This is a genomic window from Peptoniphilus sp. HCN-40583 (assembly GCF_037892835.1).
GTDB classification, from domain to species: Bacteria; Bacillota; Clostridia; order Tissierellales; family Peptoniphilaceae; genus Aedoeadaptatus; species Aedoeadaptatus rachelemmaiella.
In genome coordinates this window covers 78,221-98,560 of record NZ_JBBKBU010000001.1, presented here as the reverse complement: position 1 = coordinate 98,560, position 20,340 = coordinate 78,221, and the positions used below count along the sequence as shown (strand labels likewise).

General features: G+C 35.5%; 18 protein-coding genes and 1 pseudogene. All 19 read left to right on the top strand.

The window, feature by feature from the left end:
- Nucleotide 1: 1 nt before the first annotated feature.
- On the top strand, nucleotides 2–1,723 hold the full coding sequence (locus tag WKT05_RS00460) for an ABC transporter ATP-binding protein (protein ID WP_340412438.1): 1,722 nt from the start codon (nucleotides 2–4) through the stop codon (nucleotides 1,721–1,723).
- Between the two features lie 49 nt (nucleotides 1,724–1,772).
- Nucleotides 1,773–3,338: pseudogene (locus WKT05_RS00455) on the top strand (recombinase family protein).
- An 18-nt stretch (nucleotides 3,339–3,356) separates the two neighbouring features.
- Entirely contained in the window at nucleotides 3,357–3,638 is a 282-nt protein-coding gene (locus WKT05_RS00450; RefSeq protein WP_001267198.1) for a CD1845 family protein, read from the top strand.
- A gap of 90 nt (nucleotides 3,639–3,728) precedes the next feature.
- Complete coding sequence (locus tag WKT05_RS00445) at nucleotides 3,729–4,499, top strand: replication initiator protein A (RefSeq protein ID WP_340412437.1); 771 nt, start codon at nucleotides 3,729–3,731, stop codon at nucleotides 4,497–4,499.
- Entirely contained in the window at nucleotides 4,496–5,347 is an 852-nt protein-coding gene (locus WKT05_RS00440; protein ID WP_055328032.1) for an ATP-binding protein, read from the top strand. Before WKT05_RS00445 ends, WKT05_RS00440 begins: the two co-directional genes overlap by 4 nt.
- The gene (locus WKT05_RS00435; protein WP_340412436.1) at nucleotides 5,344–5,829 is read left to right on the top strand and encodes a PcfB family protein; all 486 of its coding nucleotides are present in this window, start codon (nucleotides 5,344–5,346) and stop codon (nucleotides 5,827–5,829) included. The genes WKT05_RS00440 and WKT05_RS00435 overlap by 4 nt, the downstream gene beginning before the upstream one ends.
- Nucleotides 5,826–7,610 carry a VirD4-like conjugal transfer protein, CD1115 family gene (locus WKT05_RS00430; protein ID WP_340412435.1) on the top strand — a complete coding sequence of 595 codons (1,785 nt, stop codon included), beginning with the start codon at nucleotides 5,826–5,828 and terminating at the stop codon, nucleotides 7,608–7,610. The genes WKT05_RS00435 and WKT05_RS00430 overlap by 4 nt, the downstream gene beginning before the upstream one ends.
- Before the next feature lie 166 nt (nucleotides 7,611–7,776).
- Nucleotides 7,777–8,088 carry a single-stranded DNA-binding protein gene (locus tag WKT05_RS00425; RefSeq protein WP_340412434.1) on the top strand — a complete coding sequence of 104 codons (312 nt, stop codon included), beginning with the start codon at nucleotides 7,777–7,779 and terminating at the stop codon, nucleotides 8,086–8,088.
- Between the two features lie 3 nt (nucleotides 8,089–8,091).
- Nucleotides 8,092–8,307, top strand: coding sequence for a Maff2 family mobile element protein (locus WKT05_RS00420; protein ID WP_000394208.1), 216 nt, complete (start codon nucleotides 8,092–8,094; stop codon nucleotides 8,305–8,307).
- Between the two features lie 19 nt (nucleotides 8,308–8,326).
- Nucleotides 8,327–9,190 carry a VirB6/TrbL-like conjugal transfer protein, CD1112 family gene (locus WKT05_RS00415; protein ID WP_161546545.1) on the top strand — a complete coding sequence of 288 codons (864 nt, stop codon included), beginning with the start codon at nucleotides 8,327–8,329 and terminating at the stop codon, nucleotides 9,188–9,190.
- Nucleotides 9,191–9,204: 14 nt separating this feature from the next.
- A complete protein-coding gene (locus WKT05_RS00410; protein WP_445323168.1) occupies nucleotides 9,205–9,471 on the top strand; it encodes a conjugal transfer protein in 267 nt (88 codons plus the stop codon).
- 3 nt (nucleotides 9,472–9,474) lie between these two features.
- Nucleotides 9,475–9,864: a PrgI family protein gene (locus WKT05_RS00405; protein ID WP_340412433.1), complete on the top strand. Its 390-nt coding sequence runs from the start codon at nucleotides 9,475–9,477 to the stop codon at nucleotides 9,862–9,864.
- Nucleotides 9,776–12,205: a VirB4-like conjugal transfer ATPase, CD1110 family gene (locus WKT05_RS00400; protein ID WP_340412432.1), complete on the top strand. Its 2,430-nt coding sequence runs from the start codon at nucleotides 9,776–9,778 to the stop codon at nucleotides 12,203–12,205. Before WKT05_RS00405 ends, WKT05_RS00400 begins: the two co-directional genes overlap by 89 nt.
- 4 nt (nucleotides 12,206–12,209) lie before the next feature.
- A complete protein-coding gene (locus WKT05_RS00395; RefSeq protein ID WP_340412431.1) occupies nucleotides 12,210–14,342 on the top strand; it encodes a CHAP domain-containing protein in 2,133 nt (710 codons plus the stop codon).
- Nucleotides 14,343–14,354: 12 nt separating this feature from the next.
- Nucleotides 14,355–14,591: a conjugal transfer protein gene (locus WKT05_RS00390; protein WP_340412430.1), complete on the top strand. Its 237-nt coding sequence runs from the start codon at nucleotides 14,355–14,357 to the stop codon at nucleotides 14,589–14,591.
- Nucleotides 14,569–16,758: a CD1107 family mobile element protein gene (locus WKT05_RS00385; RefSeq protein ID WP_340412429.1), complete on the top strand. Its 2,190-nt coding sequence runs from the start codon at nucleotides 14,569–14,571 to the stop codon at nucleotides 16,756–16,758. Before WKT05_RS00390 ends, WKT05_RS00385 begins: the two co-directional genes overlap by 23 nt.
- A gap of 98 nt (nucleotides 16,759–16,856) precedes the next feature.
- A complete protein-coding gene (locus WKT05_RS00380; protein WP_340412428.1) occupies nucleotides 16,857–18,563 on the top strand; it encodes a DNA topoisomerase 3 in 1,707 nt (568 codons plus the stop codon).
- Between the two features lie 83 nt (nucleotides 18,564–18,646).
- Nucleotides 18,647–18,826, top strand: coding sequence for an AbrB/MazE/SpoVT family DNA-binding domain-containing protein (locus WKT05_RS00375; protein ID WP_000655432.1), 180 nt, complete (start codon nucleotides 18,647–18,649; stop codon nucleotides 18,824–18,826).
- Entirely contained in the window at nucleotides 18,816–20,273 is a 1,458-nt protein-coding gene (locus WKT05_RS00370; RefSeq protein ID WP_445323167.1) for an RNA-binding domain-containing protein, read from the top strand. The genes WKT05_RS00375 and WKT05_RS00370 overlap by 11 nt, the downstream gene beginning before the upstream one ends.
- Nucleotides 20,274–20,340: the final 67 nt, after the last annotated feature.

Here is a 20,340-nt window from a genome sequence, read left to right as displayed (position 1 = left end):
GATGTTTAATAAAATAAAAGAAAAATATCATTTGTCGGATGCTGAAGCAATACTGATTAAAAAAGGAATATTATTTAACACATTATCCAATATTTCTAAAATGTTACCTGTTGGAATATGTGCTTATGTATTATCGCAGATGTATTCAATCATCACAAATAAAAATTATAGTGTAGAATTGCCTATTTTAAGGTATTTAGGTGTATCTGCGACAGCTATTTTACTTATGATTTTGTTATCGTACATAGAATACACAAAAACATTCATTGATATTTACCAAGAGAGTGCAAATAGAAGAATTAGTATTTCGGAATTTTTAAGAAAACTTCCGTTGTCGTTTTTTGCGAAAAGAGATATTTCGGATCTTACTACCGTAGTAATGACAGATACATCAGGAATTGAACATGCGTTAGCTCATGTTATTCCTCAGTGTTATGGGACGGTTTTGTCCACTGTAGTAATCTTTTTGTCTATGTTAATATTTAACTTTAAAATGGCAATGTCATTATTTTGGGTGATACCGATTGCTTTTGCGGTAGTTTTATTATCCCGAAAACTTCAAAAGAGTTACAGTGAAAAATTTAAAAATGAGAAGTTGGCATCATCTGATCAAATACAAACAACACTGGAAATAATTAAAGAGATAAAGTCGTTTTCTTTGGAAGAAAAACAAAAAAAGTCTATAAAAGTTCAGTTGGATGCTTTTGAAAAGAAACAAAGAGAATCTGAATTGTTTTCTGCAACTATTTTAGCGTCAGCACAGATGGTTCTCAAATTAGGTATAGCAACCGTAATTTTGGTAGGAGCTTATTTACTGTTGCATGGAGAAATTGATTTATTCACATATATTATTTTCTTGTTTTCTGCTGGTTTAATATATGATCCTATTCATGCGTTGATGAATTCTTTGACAGAGATTTTCTCCACAGATGTATTGGTTAAAAGAATGGATGATATAAAAAAAGAAAATATCAATGTTGAGCCATTTTCTGCGAAAACTGATGATATGAGTATTAAGTTTGATAATGTAACATTCGGATATGATGATGAAGATGTTCTTAAAAATGTTACATTTACAGTAAAATCTGGATCTAAAACGGCATTAGTAGGTTCTTCTGGTTCAGGTAAATCGACTGTATTGAAGTTAGCTGCCGGATTTTATAAAGCAAGTTCAGGCAATATATTTTTAGGTGGAACCGATATTTCAAATGTGGATGATGAAACCTTGCTAAAATATTATTCTGTAGTTTTTCAGGATGTATTGCTTTTTGATGGAACAATTATGGATAACATTCGACTGGGAAATAAAAATGCAACGGATGATGAAGTAATAAAAGCGGCAAAATTAGCAAATTGCGATAGCTTTGTGTCAAATTTACCTAATGGATATATGACTACAATAGGTGAAAACGGCAAGCTGTTATCAGGAGGCGAAAAACAGAGAATATCAATAGCGAGAGCAATCATTAAAGATGCACCAATTGTTTTGCTTGATGAAGTTACCTCGGCGTTAGACATTCAAAATGAAAATCTAATACAGAAAGCGGTTAGCCATATAACAAAAAACAAAACTGTTATTGTGATTGCTCATAAGTTAAATACAATCAAAGATTGTGATAATATTTTGGTTTTTGACAAGGGGAAAATTGTTGAGCAAGGAACACATGAAGAATTATTAAAGCAAAATGGACATTACAAAAAATTATATGATATGAGTGCATGAATATTTTGAAATGGAAAAGAGAGGGAAATTTATGTAATTGTAAGCATAGATGGAGGAAGAACAAGGAAAAGTTTATGTATCTATCCGTATTCAAACAATGGAAGGTCGCATTCAAAAAGCAAGGGAAGGAAAATGGAATGGTGGCTTTGCTCCGTATGGATATAAACTTGAAGATGGCAAGCTGTTTATAAATGAGGAAGAGGCAGTTGCAATAAGAACGATTTTCGACCAGTATGTAAATACTACGATAGGAGCCAATGGGCTATCTAAATACTTAGAGAATCATGGAATTAGAAAAATCCCAAGACAGAATGGTAAGAATCCTTTGTTTGATGCAGGTCTTATAAGAAAAATATTAAAGAATCCTGTATATAATGGGAAAATAGCATTTGGAAGAAGAACTTTAGAAAAAGTTCATGGTACAAGAAATGAATATAAGCAGGTTGAACAAGATGAATATCTAATATCTGAAGGGATACATGAAACTATAGTTTCCGATGAAGTTTGGCAAGCTGCTCAGGTTAAGCTAAAATCTCAAGCAAAGAAATATGAGCATGTGAATAAAGGAAAAGATACACGCACACACTTGCTTTCTGGAATTGTAAAATGCCCGATATGTGGAGTGGGAATGTTTGGAAACAAGTGTATCAAGAAAAAGAAAGATGGCACAAAGTATAAAGATTTTTATTACTATGGTTGTAAACATAGGCAGATGATAAGAGGTCATAAGTGTACTTTCCGTAAGCAAATTTGAGAAGAATTGTTAGATGATGCTGTTGCAGAGGTAATTGACAAGATTGTAAGTAATCCGAAATTTGCTTCTATGATGCAAGAAAAAATCAATATGAAGGTGGATACCTCTGAAATAGAAACAGAAATAGATAATTACCAAAAGGAATTGAGGAAGTGTCATTCTACAAAGTTTAAGCTAATTGAGGAAATAGATAATTTAGATATTGAAGATAAGCACTATAAGAGAAGGAAACAGGATTTAGACGACAGACTTTATCGCATGTATGACAAAATAGATGAATTAGAATCATCATTAATTGATGCGAAAACAAAGAAACAGACTATTGAAGCTGAAAAACTTACAGGAGATAACATATATAAGGTTCTGATCTATTTTGATAAACTCTATAAAGTCATGAATGATGTAGAGCGTAGGCAGTTAATTACAGCTTTGATTTCTGAAATTCAAGTTTATGAAGAAAAACAGCCTAACGGACAATGGCTAAAATCAATTACTTTCAAGCTCCCAATTATAGACGATGACTTGAATATAAGTTTGGACAATGATGAACAAGTTGAGACGGTGGCACTTTTGTCCAAACTTAATGTCGATAAGCATATAAATATTGAAATTAAGCTGGATGAGCTTGATTTGACAAGTGCTGAAAGCAAGGCAACATATGCTCAAATCAAAGAATATGTTTGGAATAAATTTGGATTAAAAGTACCTACACTATATATTGCTCAGATAAAAAAGAAATGCGGAATTAAACTGAGGGAGCATTATAACAAATCGAAAAAAGAGAAACAGGTTATTCCACAATGCACACCGGAAAAAGAGGAAGCCATCATGGATGCTTTAAGGCATTTTAAAATGATTTAAAAGAAATGGAGGGTATTTATGAGATGGATAATAAAAATAATCTTGTTTCCAATTAGCTTGGTGTTAAGTATCCTCACAGCATTTCTGACATTTCTACTTGGTATCGGAACAGCCCTACTATATTTGCTGATGATGTTTTGTATATTTGGAGCAATTGCATCTTTTCTGCAAAAAGAAGTTACCATCGGAATAGAAGCATTGATTATTGGATTCTTGGTTAGTCCATATGGAATACCAATGGTTGGAGCAACAGTTATAGCTTTTTTACAAGGTATCAATGAGGCAATAAAATCAATCTAAAAAATTTCATAAAAATGGTTACCAAAGGCGATAGAAGAAAAAACTATCGTCTTTTTCTTTGCAAATTTTTAAGGAGGGAGGTGATCCTGTATGGACTTTGACTATTTCTATAACAGAGAAGCGGAAAGATTTAACTTTCTAAAAGTGCCTGAAATATTGGTAGACGGAGAAGAATTTAAGGGACTATCTGCTGAAGCCATTATCCTATACTCCATGCTTTTGAAACGCACAGGAATGTCCTTTAAGAATAACTGGGTGGACAAGGAAGGCAGAGTATTTATCTATTTCACAGTTGAAGAAATTATGAGAAGAAGAAATATCTCAAAGCCTACTGCCATAAAAACATTGGACGAGTTAGATAGCAAAAAAGGAATAGGACTGATTGAAAGAGTAAGGCTTGGACTTGGTAAGCCGAATGTCATTTATGTCAAAGACTTTATGAGCATAATAGCGGTAAAAGAAAATGACCTCTTGAAGTCAAAAAACTTAACTTTAGAAGTAAAAGATTTTAACCTCAGAAGTAAAGAAAATGAACTTCAGGAAGTTCAAAATGTTGACTCTAACTATATAGAGAATAATAAGAGTAAGTATAGTAAGAGAGAATATAGTTTTGGGAAAAGCGGACTTGGAACATTTCAGAATGTCTTTTTAAAGGATGAAGATATAGGAGAATTACAAATAAAAATGGCAGGAGAGCTTGATAACTACATTGAAAGACTATCAACCTATCTTCAAAGTACCGGAAAGACATATAAAGACCATAAAGCAACAATCCTTTCTTGGTTCTATAAAGATCAGGGAAGTAAGAAAACATCCAATATCCCTACCTGGGAGGAATATAACAAAGGAGTACATTTATGATTAAAGAATTAGAAAAAGTGATGATAGAAGATGTGGAATACAGCTTTGATCCTGAAAAAGAATACATCAAAGACGGACATGCTTACTGTAAAGTGTGCCATGAAAGAAAAGATGGAAAAGCATTAGAATTTTTCGGAAAGCAGATGATATTTAAAACTGCTTGTAAATGCGATAGAGATAGAGAAGCAAAAGAAAAAGAAAGACAAAAGCAGCTTGAAATCGAGAGATTAAAAAGTATCTGCTTCACATCCATGATTCAATGGGCATATACCTTTGAAAACTATCAGGGAAAAGAAAATCAGAGTCTTATCATCGCAAAGAATTTTGTAAAAGACTATGAGCTGATGAGAAAAGAAAATATCGGACTCCTATTCTATGGTTCGGTGGGTAGTGGAAAGACCTATCTTGCCTGCTCCATTGCCAATGCACTGATTGAACAGTATCAGATAAGCGTTAAGATTAGAAACTTTTCACAGATAATCAACGAACTGCAAAAAGGAGGATTTGACCTTGATAAAAACGCATATATCGAATCCCTTGTAAACACTTCCGTTCTCATCTTAGATGATTTAGGAATTGAAAGAGATACAAGCTATGCAAAAGAGCAGGTATATAACATTGTGAATAACAGGTACTTAAAGCATAAGCCAACAATCTTTACCACAAATCTTTCATACAGCCAAATTGAAAACTGTACGGAGAGTGTGGAATACCAAAGAATTTACTCAAGAATTATCGAGATGTGTATTCCTGTGATGGTACTTGGAGAAGATTATAGGAAAGTTATTCAGGAAGAAAAATTAAAGAGAAATAAGGAAAGGCTTCTGACAGGAGGTGAGAGAACTTGATCAATGAAGAAATCGCAAGAAAAACGCTGAATATGGAAGTGAAAGCCGGAAAAGTAACAGCAAAACTTCTTTTAACTTTACTCAAGAAATTGATGAAAGAGGCTGAGAAACTCGGAGGGCTTGAAAAGCTGGTTAATGCTAACGGAAATGAAGTGAAGCTCAAAGATATGGTAAAAAAGGGACAGCTTGAAGAAATTCCGGTAGAAGAAGCAGAGCTTAAAGAACTTAAAAAGGAACTTAATCGGTATGGGGTAAAGTTTTCGGTGATGAAAGATAAAGAAAGCGGAAAATACTCCGTATTCTTTCAGGCAAAAGATATGAAAGTGATGGATAAAGCCTTTAAACACGCTCTTTCGGAATCAGAAAAGAAAACGGAAAGGAAAGAGTCCATTCACAAGAATATTGAGAAGTTCAAGGAGATGGCAAAGAATACTATTTCTAAAGATAAAGTCAAGAATAAACAAAAGGAGCAGAGCCTATGATAGATAAAATACTAAAAGACATCAAAGGCTTATTTAAGGTGCAAGATAAGGCAAAGTTTCTAAAACAGAACATTTCCTATCTTGTATTTTTTTATGTAGGCGATATCTTTTCTCATCATGTACGAGCCTATACAGGTGGCGATGTGATAGACAAAATCTTTCAAGGAATATTGGAGCTTAATACCATGAGCTTTATTCCGAGTATTCATCCAACTGATATTTTAATGGGCGTGGGCGTGGCAGCTTTAATTAAATTTATTGTCTATACCAAAGGGAAAAATGCTAAAAAGTTCAGACATGGGAAAGAGTATGGATCAGCCCGATGGGGAACTGCAAAAGATATTCAGCCTTATGTAGATGAGAAGTTTCAAAATAATATCTTGCTTACTCAAACTGAACGATTAACTATGAACGGCAGACCGGCAAATCCAAAGTATGCAAGAAATAAAAATGTACTTGTTATAGGAGGTTCTGGTTCAGGAAAGACAAGATTTTATGTAAAACCGAACCTAATGCAAATGCACTCATCATATTGCGTAACAGATCCTAAAGGAACGATAGTCATTGAGTGTGGCAAGATGCTTGAAGATAATGGCTATGAGATAAAAATCTTAAATACCATCAACTTCAAAAAGAGCATGAAGTACAATCCATTTGCTTATCTTAGAAGTGAAAAAGACATACTCAAATTAGTACAGACAATCATCGCAAACACTAAAGGTGAGGGAGAAAAAGCAGGTGAAGATTTTTGGGTAAAAGCCGAAAAACTCTACTATACAGCTCTTATCGGATATATCTTCTATGAAGCTCCAAGAGAAGAAAAGAACTTTGCAACACTACTGGATATGATAGATGCTTCAGAAGTCAGGGAAGATGATGAAACATATATGAATCCCATTGATAGGCTATTTGAAGCATTGGAAAAGAAAGAGCCTACACACTTTGCAGTCAAGCAATATAAAAAGTACAAACTTGCTGCTGGAAAAACAGCAAAGTCTATTCTTATTTCATGTGGTGCAAGGCTTGCTCCTTTTGATATTCAAGAGCTTAGGGACTTGATGAAAGAAGATGAACTTGAGCTTGATACACTGGGAGATAGAAAGACAGCACTCTTTGTTATCATCTCCGATACAGATGATACTTTTAACTTTGTGGTATCTATTATGTATTCTCAGCTATTTAACTTACTATGTGATAAGGCAGATGATGTATATGGAGGAAGATTACCTGTTCATGTAAGATGCCTACTTGACGAGTTTGCAAACATCGGCTTAATTCCAAAGTTTGAAAAACTGATAGCGACAATCCGTTCCAGAGAAATATCAGCGAGTATAATTCTTCAAGCACAATCTCAGCTAAAGGCAATCTATAAAGATAATGCTGACACAATTGTGGGCAACTGTGATAGTACCTTGTTTCTTGGTGGCAAGGAAAAGACCACATTAAAGGAACTTTCCGAAACACTGGGAAAAGAAACGATAGATTTATATAACACATCGGAAACAAGGAGTAATCAAAAGAGTTTTGGACTTAATTATCAAAAGACAGGTAAGGAGCTTATGAGCCAAGATGAAATTACAGTCATGGACGGCGGTAAATGTATTTTTCAGCTTCGTGGTGTCAGACCTTTTCTATCAGATAAATTCGATATTACAAAGCATAAAAACTATAAGCTGCTTGAGGATTATGATAAGAAAAACTTGTTTGATATAGAAAGCTATATGAAGCGAAAAGGGAAAGCAAAATTAAATAGAGAAACAGTTATTACAAGAATGCAGTAAGTCTAAAAAACATAGATTTGCTGCTTTTTTATTACTCAAAGTCAGGAGGTAAGATGATAAGAATACGAAGTCCCACTAAGAAAAAAGTAAATAGTATGACCATTAGCGATTGGAAAAGAAAAAACTCCGGTCGCTTTTTTTATTGAAAGAAAAGGAGAAATTTTTAATGAAGCAAGAAATGATTAACATCAATGCCAATTTATTGGCAGAGCCCACTTTTTCAAGTTTTGACAAAGAGGGAGAAGCTGTTGAGGTTGCAAACTTCACACTTGTAAAAAAGTATGGAAAAGGTAAGGAATATATCAATTGTGCAGCCTATGGTGAAAAGTCAGAAACAGCAAAAGTCTTTGAAAAGGGCGATTTGATTCATATCTTTGGTTACTTCAAGAAGCGTGAAAAAGACGGAAAGACTTACAAAAACTTTGTTGTGAAGTCATACAACAAGATTGAAAAGAAAGAAGAAAACGAGGAGGAATAAATTATGGAATTTTTTACACAGGCAGTAAATGTATTAAAGATTTTAGTTATGGCAGTAGGTGCAGGACTTGGAGCATGGGGCGTAATTAACCTGATGGAAGGTTATGGTAATGACAATCCCGGTGCCAAGAGTCAAGGCATCAAGCAGCTTATGGCAGGAGGCGGCATTGTCCTTATCGGATTAAAGCTGATTCCGCTTCTTGCAAATGTACTCAAGTAAGAAGAAAAGGAGAAATTAAATGTTTGGGATATTCGACAAGATAGAGGAGTTTTTCAAAGATCTTCTACTGGGCGGTATCCAAGCAAATCTTGAGTCCATGTTTCTTGACATCAACGATAAAGTTGGTGCGATTGCAACGGATGTGGGAAAGACACCGATGGGGTGGAACGGACAGGTTTTCAGCTTTATTAAAAGCATTAATGATTCCGTTATCATTCCCATTGCAGGGCTAATCATTACGGCAGTCCTTTGTATCGAGCTTATCAATATGGTTATGCAAAAGAACAATATGCACGATACGGATACCTTTGAATTTTTCAAATACATCATAAAGATGTGGATTGCCGTATGGTTAGTGTCTCATGCTTTTCAGTTTTCTATGGCAGTCTTTGATGTGGCACAGCACATGGTAAATAAAGCGGCAGGGGTTATCAATACCTCTGCCGTTATCTCCGGAGATCAGATTGTAACGATGGTAGAAGGCTTAAAAGATAAAGGTCTTGGAGAGCTTGTCATGATACTCTTTGAAACCTCGCTCATAAAGGTGGCAATACAGGTCATTTCTATTGTGATTATGTTGGTGGTTTACGGAAGAATGTTTGAGATATATGTTTACTCATCCGTTTCAGCCATTCCATTTGCAACTATGGGAAACAAAGAGTGGGGACAAATTGGAACAAACTATATCAAAGGACTATTTGCCATAGGCTTACAAGGACTCTTTTTAATGGTTTGTCTTGGAATATACGCAGTATTAGTTAAGACAATACAGATAACAGATATACACACAAGTACCATGACGATACTTGGATATGCGGTTTTGCTGGGGTTAATGATGCTAAAGAGCGGAACACTGGCCAAAAGCGTATTAAATGCACACTAAAAGAAAGGAAATATATGATGAACAAAAGAAAAACAGTATTGATAGCAGTAGCAGTTGGAACAGGTATTTTGGCAGTGATGGATAGAATCAGGCTTCACAGCAAAGTGAATGACTTGGAAGAAAGAACAAAGGACATCGGTCGCTGCCACAATGATTTTTGTCTAATGCAGGAAAGATATAACAGAAGTACAGATGAACAGATTGTAAGTATTCATGAAGAAATCGGCTCCGTATATGAGCATATAGAGGAGCTTTCAAAGGGTAAAGAAGATGGGAGGTAAGTTATGGCGTATGTACCTATCCCAAAAGACTTAAAGAAGGTAAAAACAAAGGTTGCATTCAACCTGACAAAAAGACAACTGATCGGTTTTACGATTGCAGGACTGATTGGAATACCAATCTATTTATTTATGCGAAAGGTCGTTCCAAATGATATAGCAGTCATCTTTCTCATTGTGTCCACTCTCCCAATATTTTTCATCACTCTTTTTGAAAAGGACGGACTTAGCTTTGAGAAATATTTTAAGTATATTTACCTTCATAAATTTTATCAGCCACAAAAAAGAGTGAGAAAGGAGGTTTATCTTGAAAGACAAAAGAAAGATTCAGCAGCTAAAGTTAGAACAAAACCAAAAGAAGTTAAGAAGTCAAAAGCAGGACTTAAAGCAAAATAAGGGAAAGTCTAAAAAAGACAGGGGCGGATTACTTGACCTTATCTTTAGGAAAGAACCGAAAAGATACACTGTTGAAGATACCATTCCCTATCTTAGACTCTTAAAAAGCGGGATATGTCAGATTGATGAAAAGCATTTTAATAAGAGTATTGCCTTTGAGGATATAAACTATCAGCTTGCCTTAGAAGAAGATAGAGATTTGATTTTTAATCAGTTTGCAAATTTTCTTAATTCCTTTGATCCAAGTGTCAGCATAGAGTTTTCATATATCAATCAGCTTGGCAGGAATGAAGAAATGAAATCAGCTATTCAAATACCGGATAAAAAGGACGGGTTTGACGATATACGCCTTGAGTTTAGAGAAATGCTGAAAAGCCAGATTGTAAAGGGAAATAACGGACTGAAAAAATCAAAGTATGTAACCTTTACGGTGGAAGCGGATAATTTGGAGCAGGCAACATCAAAACTGGAAAGACTGGAGATAGATATATTATCGAGTCTTAAAAGTATGGGAGTAAGAGCAGAAAGCCTTAACGGAGAGGAAAGGCTAAAGATACTTCATGATGTTTTAAATCCCAATAAGATCTTTGATTTTTCATATAAAGACTTAAAGAAAAAGGAAAGTACAAAGACATACATTGTGCCTGATGAATTTAACTTTACACCGTCAAGGTATTTTAAGTTTGGAAAGTTTATTGGAGCAGCAAGTCATTTTCAAATCCTTGCAAGTGAGCTTTCAGACCGTATGCTTGCCGAGTTTTTGGATATAGACGATAACATCAATATCTCTTTTCACATCAAGGCAATCGAGCAGTCAGAAGCCATCAAGATGGTCAAAAGAAAAAATACCGACATTGACAAGATGAAGATTGAGGAAAACAAAAAGGCTGTAAGGTCGGGATATGATATGGACATTCTTCCAAGTGATTTAATTACCTATGGAGAAGATGTAAAAAGTCTTTTAAAAGATCTCCAGACAAGAGATGAGCGTATGTTTGTCGTAACCATTATCTTTATGAACTTTGCAAGGACAATTCAAAAGCTGGATAATACCATTTCTCAAATCAGCTCCATTGCCAATAAGCATAATTGCAAGTTAAAAAGGCTTGACCATTCCCAAGAGCAGGGCTTAATCAGTGTACTTCCGCTTGGGGTAAATAAGATTGAAATTGACAGAGGACTAACCTCATCATCTACGGCAGTATTTATGCCTTTTACCACAGAGGAGCTTTTCATAAATTCGGCGAACAGTTTGTATTATGGACTAAATGCCCTAAGCCATAACCTGATTATGGCAGACAGAAAGAAACTGAAAAATCCAAATGGTCTAATTCTCGGAACTCCGGGAAGTGGTAAGTCCTTTAGTGCAAAAAGAGAAATGGCAAATGCCATCCTTACAACCGATGATGATGTAATTATCTGCGATCCGGAAGGCGAGTACGGAAACCTTGTTCGTCAGTTTAAAGGAGAAGTCATAAAGGTCAGCAGTAAGTCAAAGGACTATCTCAATCCCCTTGATATAAATATGAACTATGGCGATGGGGATGCGCCACTGAAAGACAAAGCAAACTTCATTATGAGTATGCTGGAGCTTGTAGTAGGCGGCAGTGGTCTTACGGCAGAAGAAAAGTCCGTTATAGACAGGTGCTTACCTAAGATTTACGAAAAGTATTTTGATAATCCAACTCCTGACAATATGCCAATACTGCAAGACCTATACGATATGTTAAAAGGACAGGAAGAAAAAGTCGGTAAAAAGCTGGCAACGGAAATGGAGATTTATGTAACAGGTTCTCTTAATGTATTTAACCATCAGTCCAATGTGGACTTAAATAAGCAGCTTCTTTGTTTTGACATTAAGGAGTTAGGCTCACAGCTTAAAAAAATCGGAATGCTTGTTATTCAGGATCAGGTGTGGAACAAGGTGTCGCAAAACCGAGGAAATAAGGCTACAAGGTACTATATCGACGAGTTTCACTTATTGTTAAAAGACGAGCAGACAGCTTCCTATTCCGTAGAAATTTGGAAAAGATTTCGTAAGTGGGGAGGAATTCCGACAGGCATTACACAGAATGTCAAAGACCTACTGATGAGTAAGGAGATAGAAAATATCTTTGACAATACGGACTTTGTTTTAATGCTCAATCAGGCTTCAGGCGATAGAGAAATTTTAGCAAGGAAACTTAAAATCTCACAGCCACAGCTAAAATATGTAACCAATTCCAATGCAGGAGAAGGACTTTTGTTCTTTGGAAATACCATTGTCCCTTTCCTTGATAAATTCCCGAAAGACACAATCCTTTATCAGAAGATGACAACCAAGCCTGAAGAAGTGAGGTAGGCTTATGGGAAAGAAACTGAAAAAGGACTTTAAGGAAAGGCAAAGGGCAAGGATTGAAAAGGAAACACTGCAACGTAATGGCAGCATAGAGCCTGAAGAAAGTAAGTTAAAGCATAACGATGATTACAGAGGGAAAATCGTCCATGACAAAGACCGTTTTCAAGATAAGGTTCATGAAAAGGTCAGTAAGAGAAATGCAGAAACTGAATTAAACGGAAAAACTTCTAAAAGAAATGCAAGGTATAGAAGTCCTGAAACAGGAAGTGTAAGTCAGGAAGAAATCGGGAAAGCGGATTATGATACTGAGGTTAAGGATGGAAAAATCTATGATCCTTTAGGAAAAGACCTCGACAATGACGGAATCATAGACAGATATGACAATGACTTTAGGGATAGCGACTATTTTGAGTCAACCTATGATGTAGAGGATAATCTGCAACATAAAGTAGAAGATACAAAAGGCTTTTCAAAAAGCCAAAAAGCTCAAAAGAAAAATTATAAGAGAAAAAACTATTCTGATAAGCTCTATACCAGAAAAAAGGATACGGAAGTTAAAGAGGAAAAGGCGAACAGTAAAGAAATCGGAAAAGAAGCCATTCTTGATAGAGAAAAGAAAAACAGACTTTCTAAAGAACAAGAAACAGTATTTAAGAATAAGGCTCCTAAAGTATCCGCTTTATCAGGACTTGCCAAAGGAAGTGAAACCGTAAGAGATTACTTATCCCATGGAAGCGATGAAAATCAAGGGGTAGAGGCAGGAGAAAAAACAGCCGATACAAACTCAAAGCTCATTCATGGCATTAAGAACTACTCGGATAAGAAAAGAGCTAAAAAAGGATATGACCTTACGAATAAGGACTATAAAATCAGAAAGCGAAAATCCAAGTTAGAGTTTCGAGATGCCAAAGAGGAACTGAAAAAGACAAAGGAGTATCAAAAAGCAAATAACTTTAAGCGATTTCAAAAGCGAAAGCAGATGAAAGATTCCATTAAAAGGCAGAATAAGTCAAGACTTCGAGATCGCATTAAGGAAGGGCTTATCGGCAGTCTTAAAAGTTCAAAGGAAGTCATATTAAGAAAAGCGAAGGGGCTTATGATTATTTTCATAGGTCTTATTATTTTGGGAACTTTCTTTATCAACTTTGCAGGAACGGGAATGACAGGCTTTATGAACTCTACAAGTTCTGTTCTTACAACAAGCTATTTGTCAAAGCCAAATGTCCTAAATGAAATCAATCAGAATTTTTCCGCTATGGAAAGTGAGCTTCAAAACGAGGTTGATCATGTCAAAGAAAATTATCCCGGATATGACGAGTACATCCTAAATAACACAGAGTACATCGGTCATAATGTCTATGAGCTTTTATCCTACATTACATCAAGGTGCGGAGAAGTAAAGAATGTATCAGAAGTAAGCTCTGTATTAAATGAGCTTTTTAAGTCCATGTATGACCTTGAGTATAAGGAAGAAGTAGAAATCAGATATAGGACAGTTACAGATACCTATACCGATGAAAATGGAAATGAATATACCGAAAGCTATGAAGAACCTTACGAGTACAAGAAACTGATTGTAACCCTTCATAAAAGGGAAATGGACAGTATCATCAGAGAAGTCTTTGCGAACTATCCTGATAATCTGAAACACTATGAAGCCTTATTCCTTGCTCAAGGCAATATGGGAGAAGCCTTTGGCAATAGCGACCTTATTGCTTCCAATGGAGGTATCGGAGGTGGAAAAGAGTATGAGGCTTCTACGGAAGTTCAAAAGAAGATTGTAAATGCTGCATACATTACGCCATCTCCGGGTGCAGGCTGGTGTGCTATGTGGGTGTCGCAGGTCTATCAAAATGCAGGATTTGGATATATTGGCGGAAATGCCTGTGATATGTACAGAAACTACACCTTTACATCAGATAAATCTAAACTCAAGGTGGGAATGCTTGTTGCAGTTGAAAGCAGTAGTAGCGGAAGTACAGCCGGACTTACCTATGGTCATGTAGGAATTTATATAGGCGATGGCAAGGTGATAGATAATATCGGGAGAATCAGAGTAACTACCTTAGATGATTGGATAGCATCTTTTTGTCAGCATCATCCAGTAGGCTTCGGCTTTCCGCCAAATGTAAACAGATAAGGAGGACACAATTTGAAAAAAGAACTGACAGCAGTAAAAAACAGAATAAAGAAGTTAAAGGATAAAAAGGCTCTGATTGATGAAGAATTGGAGCCTTTATTCATTCGTGAGGAAGAACTTGAAAACGAAGAAATTATTGCCATTTGCAGAAAGAACAACATTACAATTTCTGATCTTTTGGCAAAAGTAAACAGAGAAAAAGCAGAAGTGAAAAAGGAGAAAACAAATGAAAACCAGTTTGAAAAATAAAAGAATTACAGCCATTGTTGTAGCTTTTACCCTGTTAATGGGTGGAGTTTTAGGGGTGTTAAAAGTTGGTGCAAAGACAGTGTTTGCGTCAAATGAACCGCCTGAAAAATATGAAACATATTATGAACTGAAATTTGAGGATCATACTTCAGATGACACCTTTAGAGGATTTTATTATGTCGGAAAAGGAAATAAAGAAGGTCAGCCATTGAACTTTAAATTTTCCTTATCAAAATCCTTTGAAGAAAAGGGCGGTGTAATTGTCGATAAGTATAATGAAACCTTTACCAATGAGAACATGGACAAGGAAAATGAGTTAGATGATCTAAGATACATGACAAAGAAACCCTATCCATATTATCGAATTCACAATGTAGGGACAGGTGCTTTTACAAGTATCGTTTCTCCAAGAGATAAGGATAATTACTATATTGGAGATATTACAGAAAATGCAGAAGAACGAACCGTAAAAGGAAAGAAAGCAAATGTCATTGTCTATACCTGCCCTGTTCTACAGTTAAATAGAAAAATTGAGAAAGTAACAGTTGACTATGAGGGAGAGCTTAAAGAGGAAACAAAGAACGCTATTATTGGCAGAGTAAAGGAAGCAAATCCCAATATCAACAATGTAAAAGAAATCAAGATTGTTAAGGACAAGCTGATTATTGAAACATGGAACAGATTTCATACCAGTGTACCCTACCTTGAATTACCTTTAGAGGATTTATATAAGAGAGTAACGAATGCGTCAGCTCAAACAGACCATAAGGATACAAAGGATCAGGAAAGTCAGACAAAAAGTGAAGTAAAGGTCAAATATCAATATCAGGATGGAAAGGTATATAAGGAGTATTCAGCTTTCTTTGACAAAAATCAGGTGATTGATGCGTCTGATCTTGAAATGCTTCCTGATAATATGAGCTTTAATGACAATTTTGTAAGCTACACAGTAAAGGGTGATGGAAGCGATAGTATTATCCGAATTGTAAAAAAGTTAGAAAGTAATTCTCAGACGCAGACAGAAAAGCCAAAAACAGAAGATAAGGGAATTCAAACAGAGCTTAGCAAAGATGATATTTCCAAAATGGAAAAGGAATCTAAGGAACTTCAGGAAAAACTTGATAAGCTAAATCAGGAGATTAAGGACAAGGATAAATTAAGCGACAAGCAAAAGGAGAAAATCAAAGACCTTGAGGAAAAAATAGATAAGCTGAAGGAAAAACTTGAAAAGGGCAAAGACGATAAGGACTTATCGGCGGATATGAAAAAGGAGATTGAGAAGCTAACTGAGAAAATTAAGGAGCTTGAGAAAAAGACGAATGAGATTGGCAAGGCTACAGTTACGCATAATCCTACTGTAACACCAATCAGCCCTATCTCTGGAATGAAAACAGGAACAGGAAACTTCTCTCAAACATCGGTAAGTGATATGGGAAAAGGCTCATCTCCACAGGATAGTACAGGAAAGATTACAAAGGACACAAATATTGGTAAGACCGATGAAAAAGAAAAGGAAATTCGTTATCCCAACAAGCTGACACCGAAACAGCCCGCTAATAATGGTAGTCAGGATTCTTCATTAGATGGTTCAAGTAAGAATGTAAATACCAATAAAGGAGTTGCTTCTGCTCCATCAAAGGCACGAGGAACTGTTACGGAAAATAAGGATAATGCGAACAAGGATTATTCGATTCATCATGGAGATAGCGGTGATAAGAGAGAAACGGATATGTATTCAGCGGATGCAAGACAGTTTGTTACCTTTACTACTAAGAATGGCAAGACTTTCCATCTAATCATCAATCACGATGAGGATAGCGAGAATGTCATGCTCCTAACAGAAGTATCAGAAGATGATCTTCTCAATATGGTTGAAAAGAAAGAAGCTCCGAAACAGGAAATTAAAAAGGAAGAACCTGAAAAAGAAGAACCTAAGCCAGTAAAAAAAGAAGAAAGCAGCAATATGGGAACCTACTTAATTCTCATTCTTGTAGTAGCAGGAGCATTAGGTGCAGGATATTATTTTAAGGTCGTTAAGAAAAAGGAAGATAAGGAGCTTGAAGGCTTTGAGGAGGAAGATGATGATTTCTTTTCAGAAGCGGAAGAAAGCGAAAATGAAGTAGATGAAGCAGAAACAGAAGATAAGGAAGATGATGATTTGGAATAAATTTGCACCCAAAACTATCTCATATTTGGTGCAAAACACAGGGCGAGAGAGTAAAATCTTTCGCCCTTTTATATTGAAAAACAGGAGGAAAAATATAGATGAAACTTGTAATTGCTGAAAAGCCAAGTGTTGCAATCTCTATTGCAAAAGTGATTGGAGCTACAAAAAAGAAAGACGGATACTATGAGGGAAACGGATACAAGGTAAGTTGGTGTGTTGGACACTTAATTAAAATGGCAAATCCAGAAAGCTACGATGAAAGGTACGCAAAGTGGAATATGGCTGATTTACCGATTATTCCAAAAGAATATAAGTATGAGATTGCAAAGTCCACAAAGAAACAATTTACGATTCTTAAAAAGCTCATGGACGATAAGGACATAGACATCGTGATAAATGCTTGCGATGCAGGGCGTGAGGGAGAAGCAATCTTCAGGCTTGTCTACAATCAGGCAAATTGTAAAAAGAAGATGAAACGCCTTTGGATTTCATCAATGGAAGATAGTGCCATAAAAGAGGGTTTTGATAACCTGAAAGACGGAAGTTTTTACGATAATCTATTCGAATCATCACAAGCAAGGGCGATTGCAGATTGGCTTGTGGGAATGAATTTAAGCAGACTCTATTCGTGTCTATACAAGCAAAATTACAGTGTGGGAAGAGTTCAAACACCTACCCTTGCCATGATTGTAAATAGAGATGATGAGATAGCAAATTTTAAGAAAGAAAAATATTTTACAGTCGAACTTTCTATGAATGGTTTTACACTATCAACAGAGAGAATTGATGATGAGGTTGCTGCTGAACAGCTAATCAATTTAGTTGGCGATAAGATAGGAATTACCGATGTTATTCAAAAGGAAAAGATAACAAAGCCTGATTTGCCTTTTGACCTTACAACACTTCAAAGAGAGTGCAATAAGTATTTTGGATATAGTGCCAAGCAAACACTTGATTATGCTCAAAGTCTGTATGAGAAAAAACTGATTACCTATCCAAGAACAGACAGCAGATGCTTAACGGAAGATATGATTGTAAGTACGGTTAATAACATTTTAGGGAAAAATGATTTTGATACAGAGCGTATCAAGACGGTATTTAACTCTAAAAAGGTTACAGATCATCATGCGATTATACCGACAGCAAGCAGTATGAATGAGGACTTAACTTCTCTTCCGGAAAGTGAATTGAAGGTATATGAACTTATTTTAAATAAGCTACATGCAAGTGTAGGCTATCCTTTAATTGAGAATGCAATGAAGATTGTGGCTGAATTTGATAGCTTTGCTTTTACAAGCTCAGGCAAGACAATTAAAGATGAAGGTTTTACAAAATATCTTAAAGAATATAAGTCTAAGAAAAATGAAGATATGGCACTTCCTGATGTGAGCATTAGTGATGTATTAAGCATTGAAAACAAGGAAATAAAAGAAAAGTACACTCAACCAGCTAAGCATTTCACGGAAGATCTTCTCCTAAAGGCGATGGAGCTTGCAGGAAATGATGCACTTGAAAAAGGAGTAGAGGTTGAGCGAAAAGGACTTGGAACACCTGCAACAAGAGCAGGGATTATTGAAAATCTGATTTTCAAGGGATTTGTAGAAAGAGATAAAAAGAACCTTATTGCTACACATAAGGGAATCAGCCTTGTAACGATTGTCTCAGATACTTTTAAATCAGCAGGTACAACCGCTAAGTGGGAAATGGAGTTATCGGATATTGCACAGGGAAAATCTTCAAAGAAAAATTTTTTAGAGGCAATTGAAACTGAGATAAAAGAAGTGGTTTCAACTTATATCAAGTAAGATGACACTAATTTCAAGCTGGAAAAAATGTCCTAAAAATGCTATAATCTTTTGTAGGAAAAGTAGGGAGAAAGGAAACGGGTATGAAAGATACATTTATGGATACTGCAAAAGTTATGTCAAAAGGGCAGGTTACTATTCCGAAAAGGATAAGAGAACTTTTGGACTTACAAAATGGAGATTATGTTACTTTTGTAGTTAATAACGATAAAGTGCAAATTCAAAACTCCAAAATTTTTATTGAAGAAAACATTGATAAATAAAGGTGGTGAAATAACAAAGATGACGATAGATGAAATAAAAAAGTTAATTCAAAACGGAGAAAAGATAGATGTTGAATTTAAAGAATCAAGGAATGCTTTAACCAAAGATGTCTTTGATACAGTATGCTCTTTCAACAATAGAAATGGAGGACATATTTTACTTGGTGTAAATGATAAAAGAGATATTGTTGGTGTTAGTGAAGATAAAGTGGATAAGGTTATTAAAGAATTTACAACATCTATCAACAATTCGCAGAAGATGTACCCACCACTTTATTTATTACCGGAAGTCTTTGAAATTGACAGTAAAAAAGTCATTTATATCCGAGTGCCTGAAGGTTATCAGGTATGCAGGCATAATGGAAGAATATGGGACAGGTCTTATGAAGGAGACATCAATATCACAGACCATGCAGAACTTGTCTATAAGTTATATGCAAGAAAACAAGGAAGTTATTTTGTAAACAAGGTATATCCAAAGCTTGATATTGATTTTCTTGATGCCTCTGTTATCGCTAAAGCCAAGAGAATGGCAGTTGCAAGAAATAAAAATCATGTTTGGGAAAATATGAGCGATGAGGAGCTATTACGAAGTGCAAATCTCATTCTGACAGATCCTGAAACAAAGTTTGAAGGCATTACATTAGCAGCGATTTTGCTATTTGGAAAAGACAACTCTATTATGTCTGTTCTTCCACAGCATAAAACTGATGCAATATTTAGAGTTGAAAATAAGGACAGATATGATGATAGAGATGTGGTAATTACAAATCTGATTGATAGCTATGACAGGCTTATAGCGTTTGGACAAAAGCATTTGAATGATTTATTTGTCTTAGATGGAATTGTAAATGTGAATGCAAGAGATAGGATACTTAGAGAAATTGTTTCTAATACTTTAGCTCACAGAGATTATTCAAGTGGTTTCCCAGCCAAAATGATTATTGATGATGAGAAGATTATGATTGAAAACAGTAACTTAGCTCATGGCATGGGAGCATTGGATTTACAAAAGTTTGAACCTTTTCCTAAAAATCCGGCTATTTCAAAAGTATTTAGAGAAATAGGACTTGCTGATGAGCTTGGGTCAGGTATGAGAAACACCTATAAATATACAAGGCTATATTCAGGTGTTGATCCTCTGTTTGAGGAGGGAGATATATTTAGAACGATTATTCCTTTGAAGAAAATAGCGACTCAAAAAGTTGGAGGAAGCGGTGTCGCTCAGGATGTCGCTCACAGTGTCGCTCAGGATGTCGCTCACGATAAGATAGCTCTTGCAGAGTTTATAAAAGAAAAAATAAGAGGAAACAACAAGATTACAAGAAAAGCAATTGCAGATGAAGCTGGAGTTAGTGTAAAGACTATAGAAAGAACCATTAAAGAAATGGATAATCTACAATATGTAGGAAGTGGAAGTAATGGTCATTGGGAACTGAATGAATAGCAGTAAGTTGCACCACACAGAATTTAAAGGTGATTAGAGTAAAATCTAACCGCCTTTTTTGTTTGTA

Bases quoted from the DNA above. Each gene is read 5' to 3' on its own strand.
- WKT05_RS00460 (WP_340412438.1), top strand. From the start codon at position 2: ATGTTTAATAAAATAAAAGAAAAATATCATTTGTCGGATGCTGAAGCA.
- WKT05_RS00430 (WP_340412435.1), top strand. From the start codon at position 5,826: ATGATAGATAAAATACTAAAAGACATCAAAGGCTTATTTAAGGTGCAA.
- WKT05_RS00445 (WP_340412437.1), top strand. From the start codon at position 3,729: ATGGACTTTGACTATTTCTATAACAGAGAAGCGGAAAGATTTAACTTT.
- WKT05_RS00425 (WP_340412434.1), top strand. From the start codon at position 7,777: ATGAAGCAAGAAATGATTAACATCAATGCCAATTTATTGGCAGAGCCC.
- WKT05_RS00415 (WP_161546545.1), top strand. From the start codon at position 8,327: ATGTTTGGGATATTCGACAAGATAGAGGAGTTTTTCAAAGATCTTCTA.
- WKT05_RS00410 (WP_445323168.1), top strand. From the start codon at position 9,205: ATGATGAACAAAAGAAAAACAGTATTGATAGCAGTAGCAGTTGGAACA.
- WKT05_RS00405 (WP_340412433.1), top strand. From the start codon at position 9,475: ATGGCGTATGTACCTATCCCAAAAGACTTAAAGAAGGTAAAAACAAAG.
- WKT05_RS00420 (WP_000394208.1), top strand. From the start codon at position 8,092: ATGGAATTTTTTACACAGGCAGTAAATGTATTAAAGATTTTAGTTATG.
- WKT05_RS00395 (WP_340412431.1), top strand. From the start codon at position 12,210: ATGGGAAAGAAACTGAAAAAGGACTTTAAGGAAAGGCAAAGGGCAAGG.
- WKT05_RS00375 (WP_000655432.1), top strand. From the start codon at position 18,647: ATGAAAGATACATTTATGGATACTGCAAAAGTTATGTCAAAAGGGCAG.
- WKT05_RS00385 (WP_340412429.1), top strand. From the start codon at position 14,569: ATGAAAACCAGTTTGAAAAATAAAAGAATTACAGCCATTGTTGTAGCT.
- WKT05_RS00440 (WP_055328032.1), top strand. From the start codon at position 4,496: ATGATTAAAGAATTAGAAAAAGTGATGATAGAAGATGTGGAATACAGC.
- WKT05_RS00380 (WP_340412428.1), top strand. From the start codon at position 16,857: ATGAAACTTGTAATTGCTGAAAAGCCAAGTGTTGCAATCTCTATTGCA.
- WKT05_RS00450 (WP_001267198.1), top strand. From the start codon at position 3,357: ATGAGATGGATAATAAAAATAATCTTGTTTCCAATTAGCTTGGTGTTA.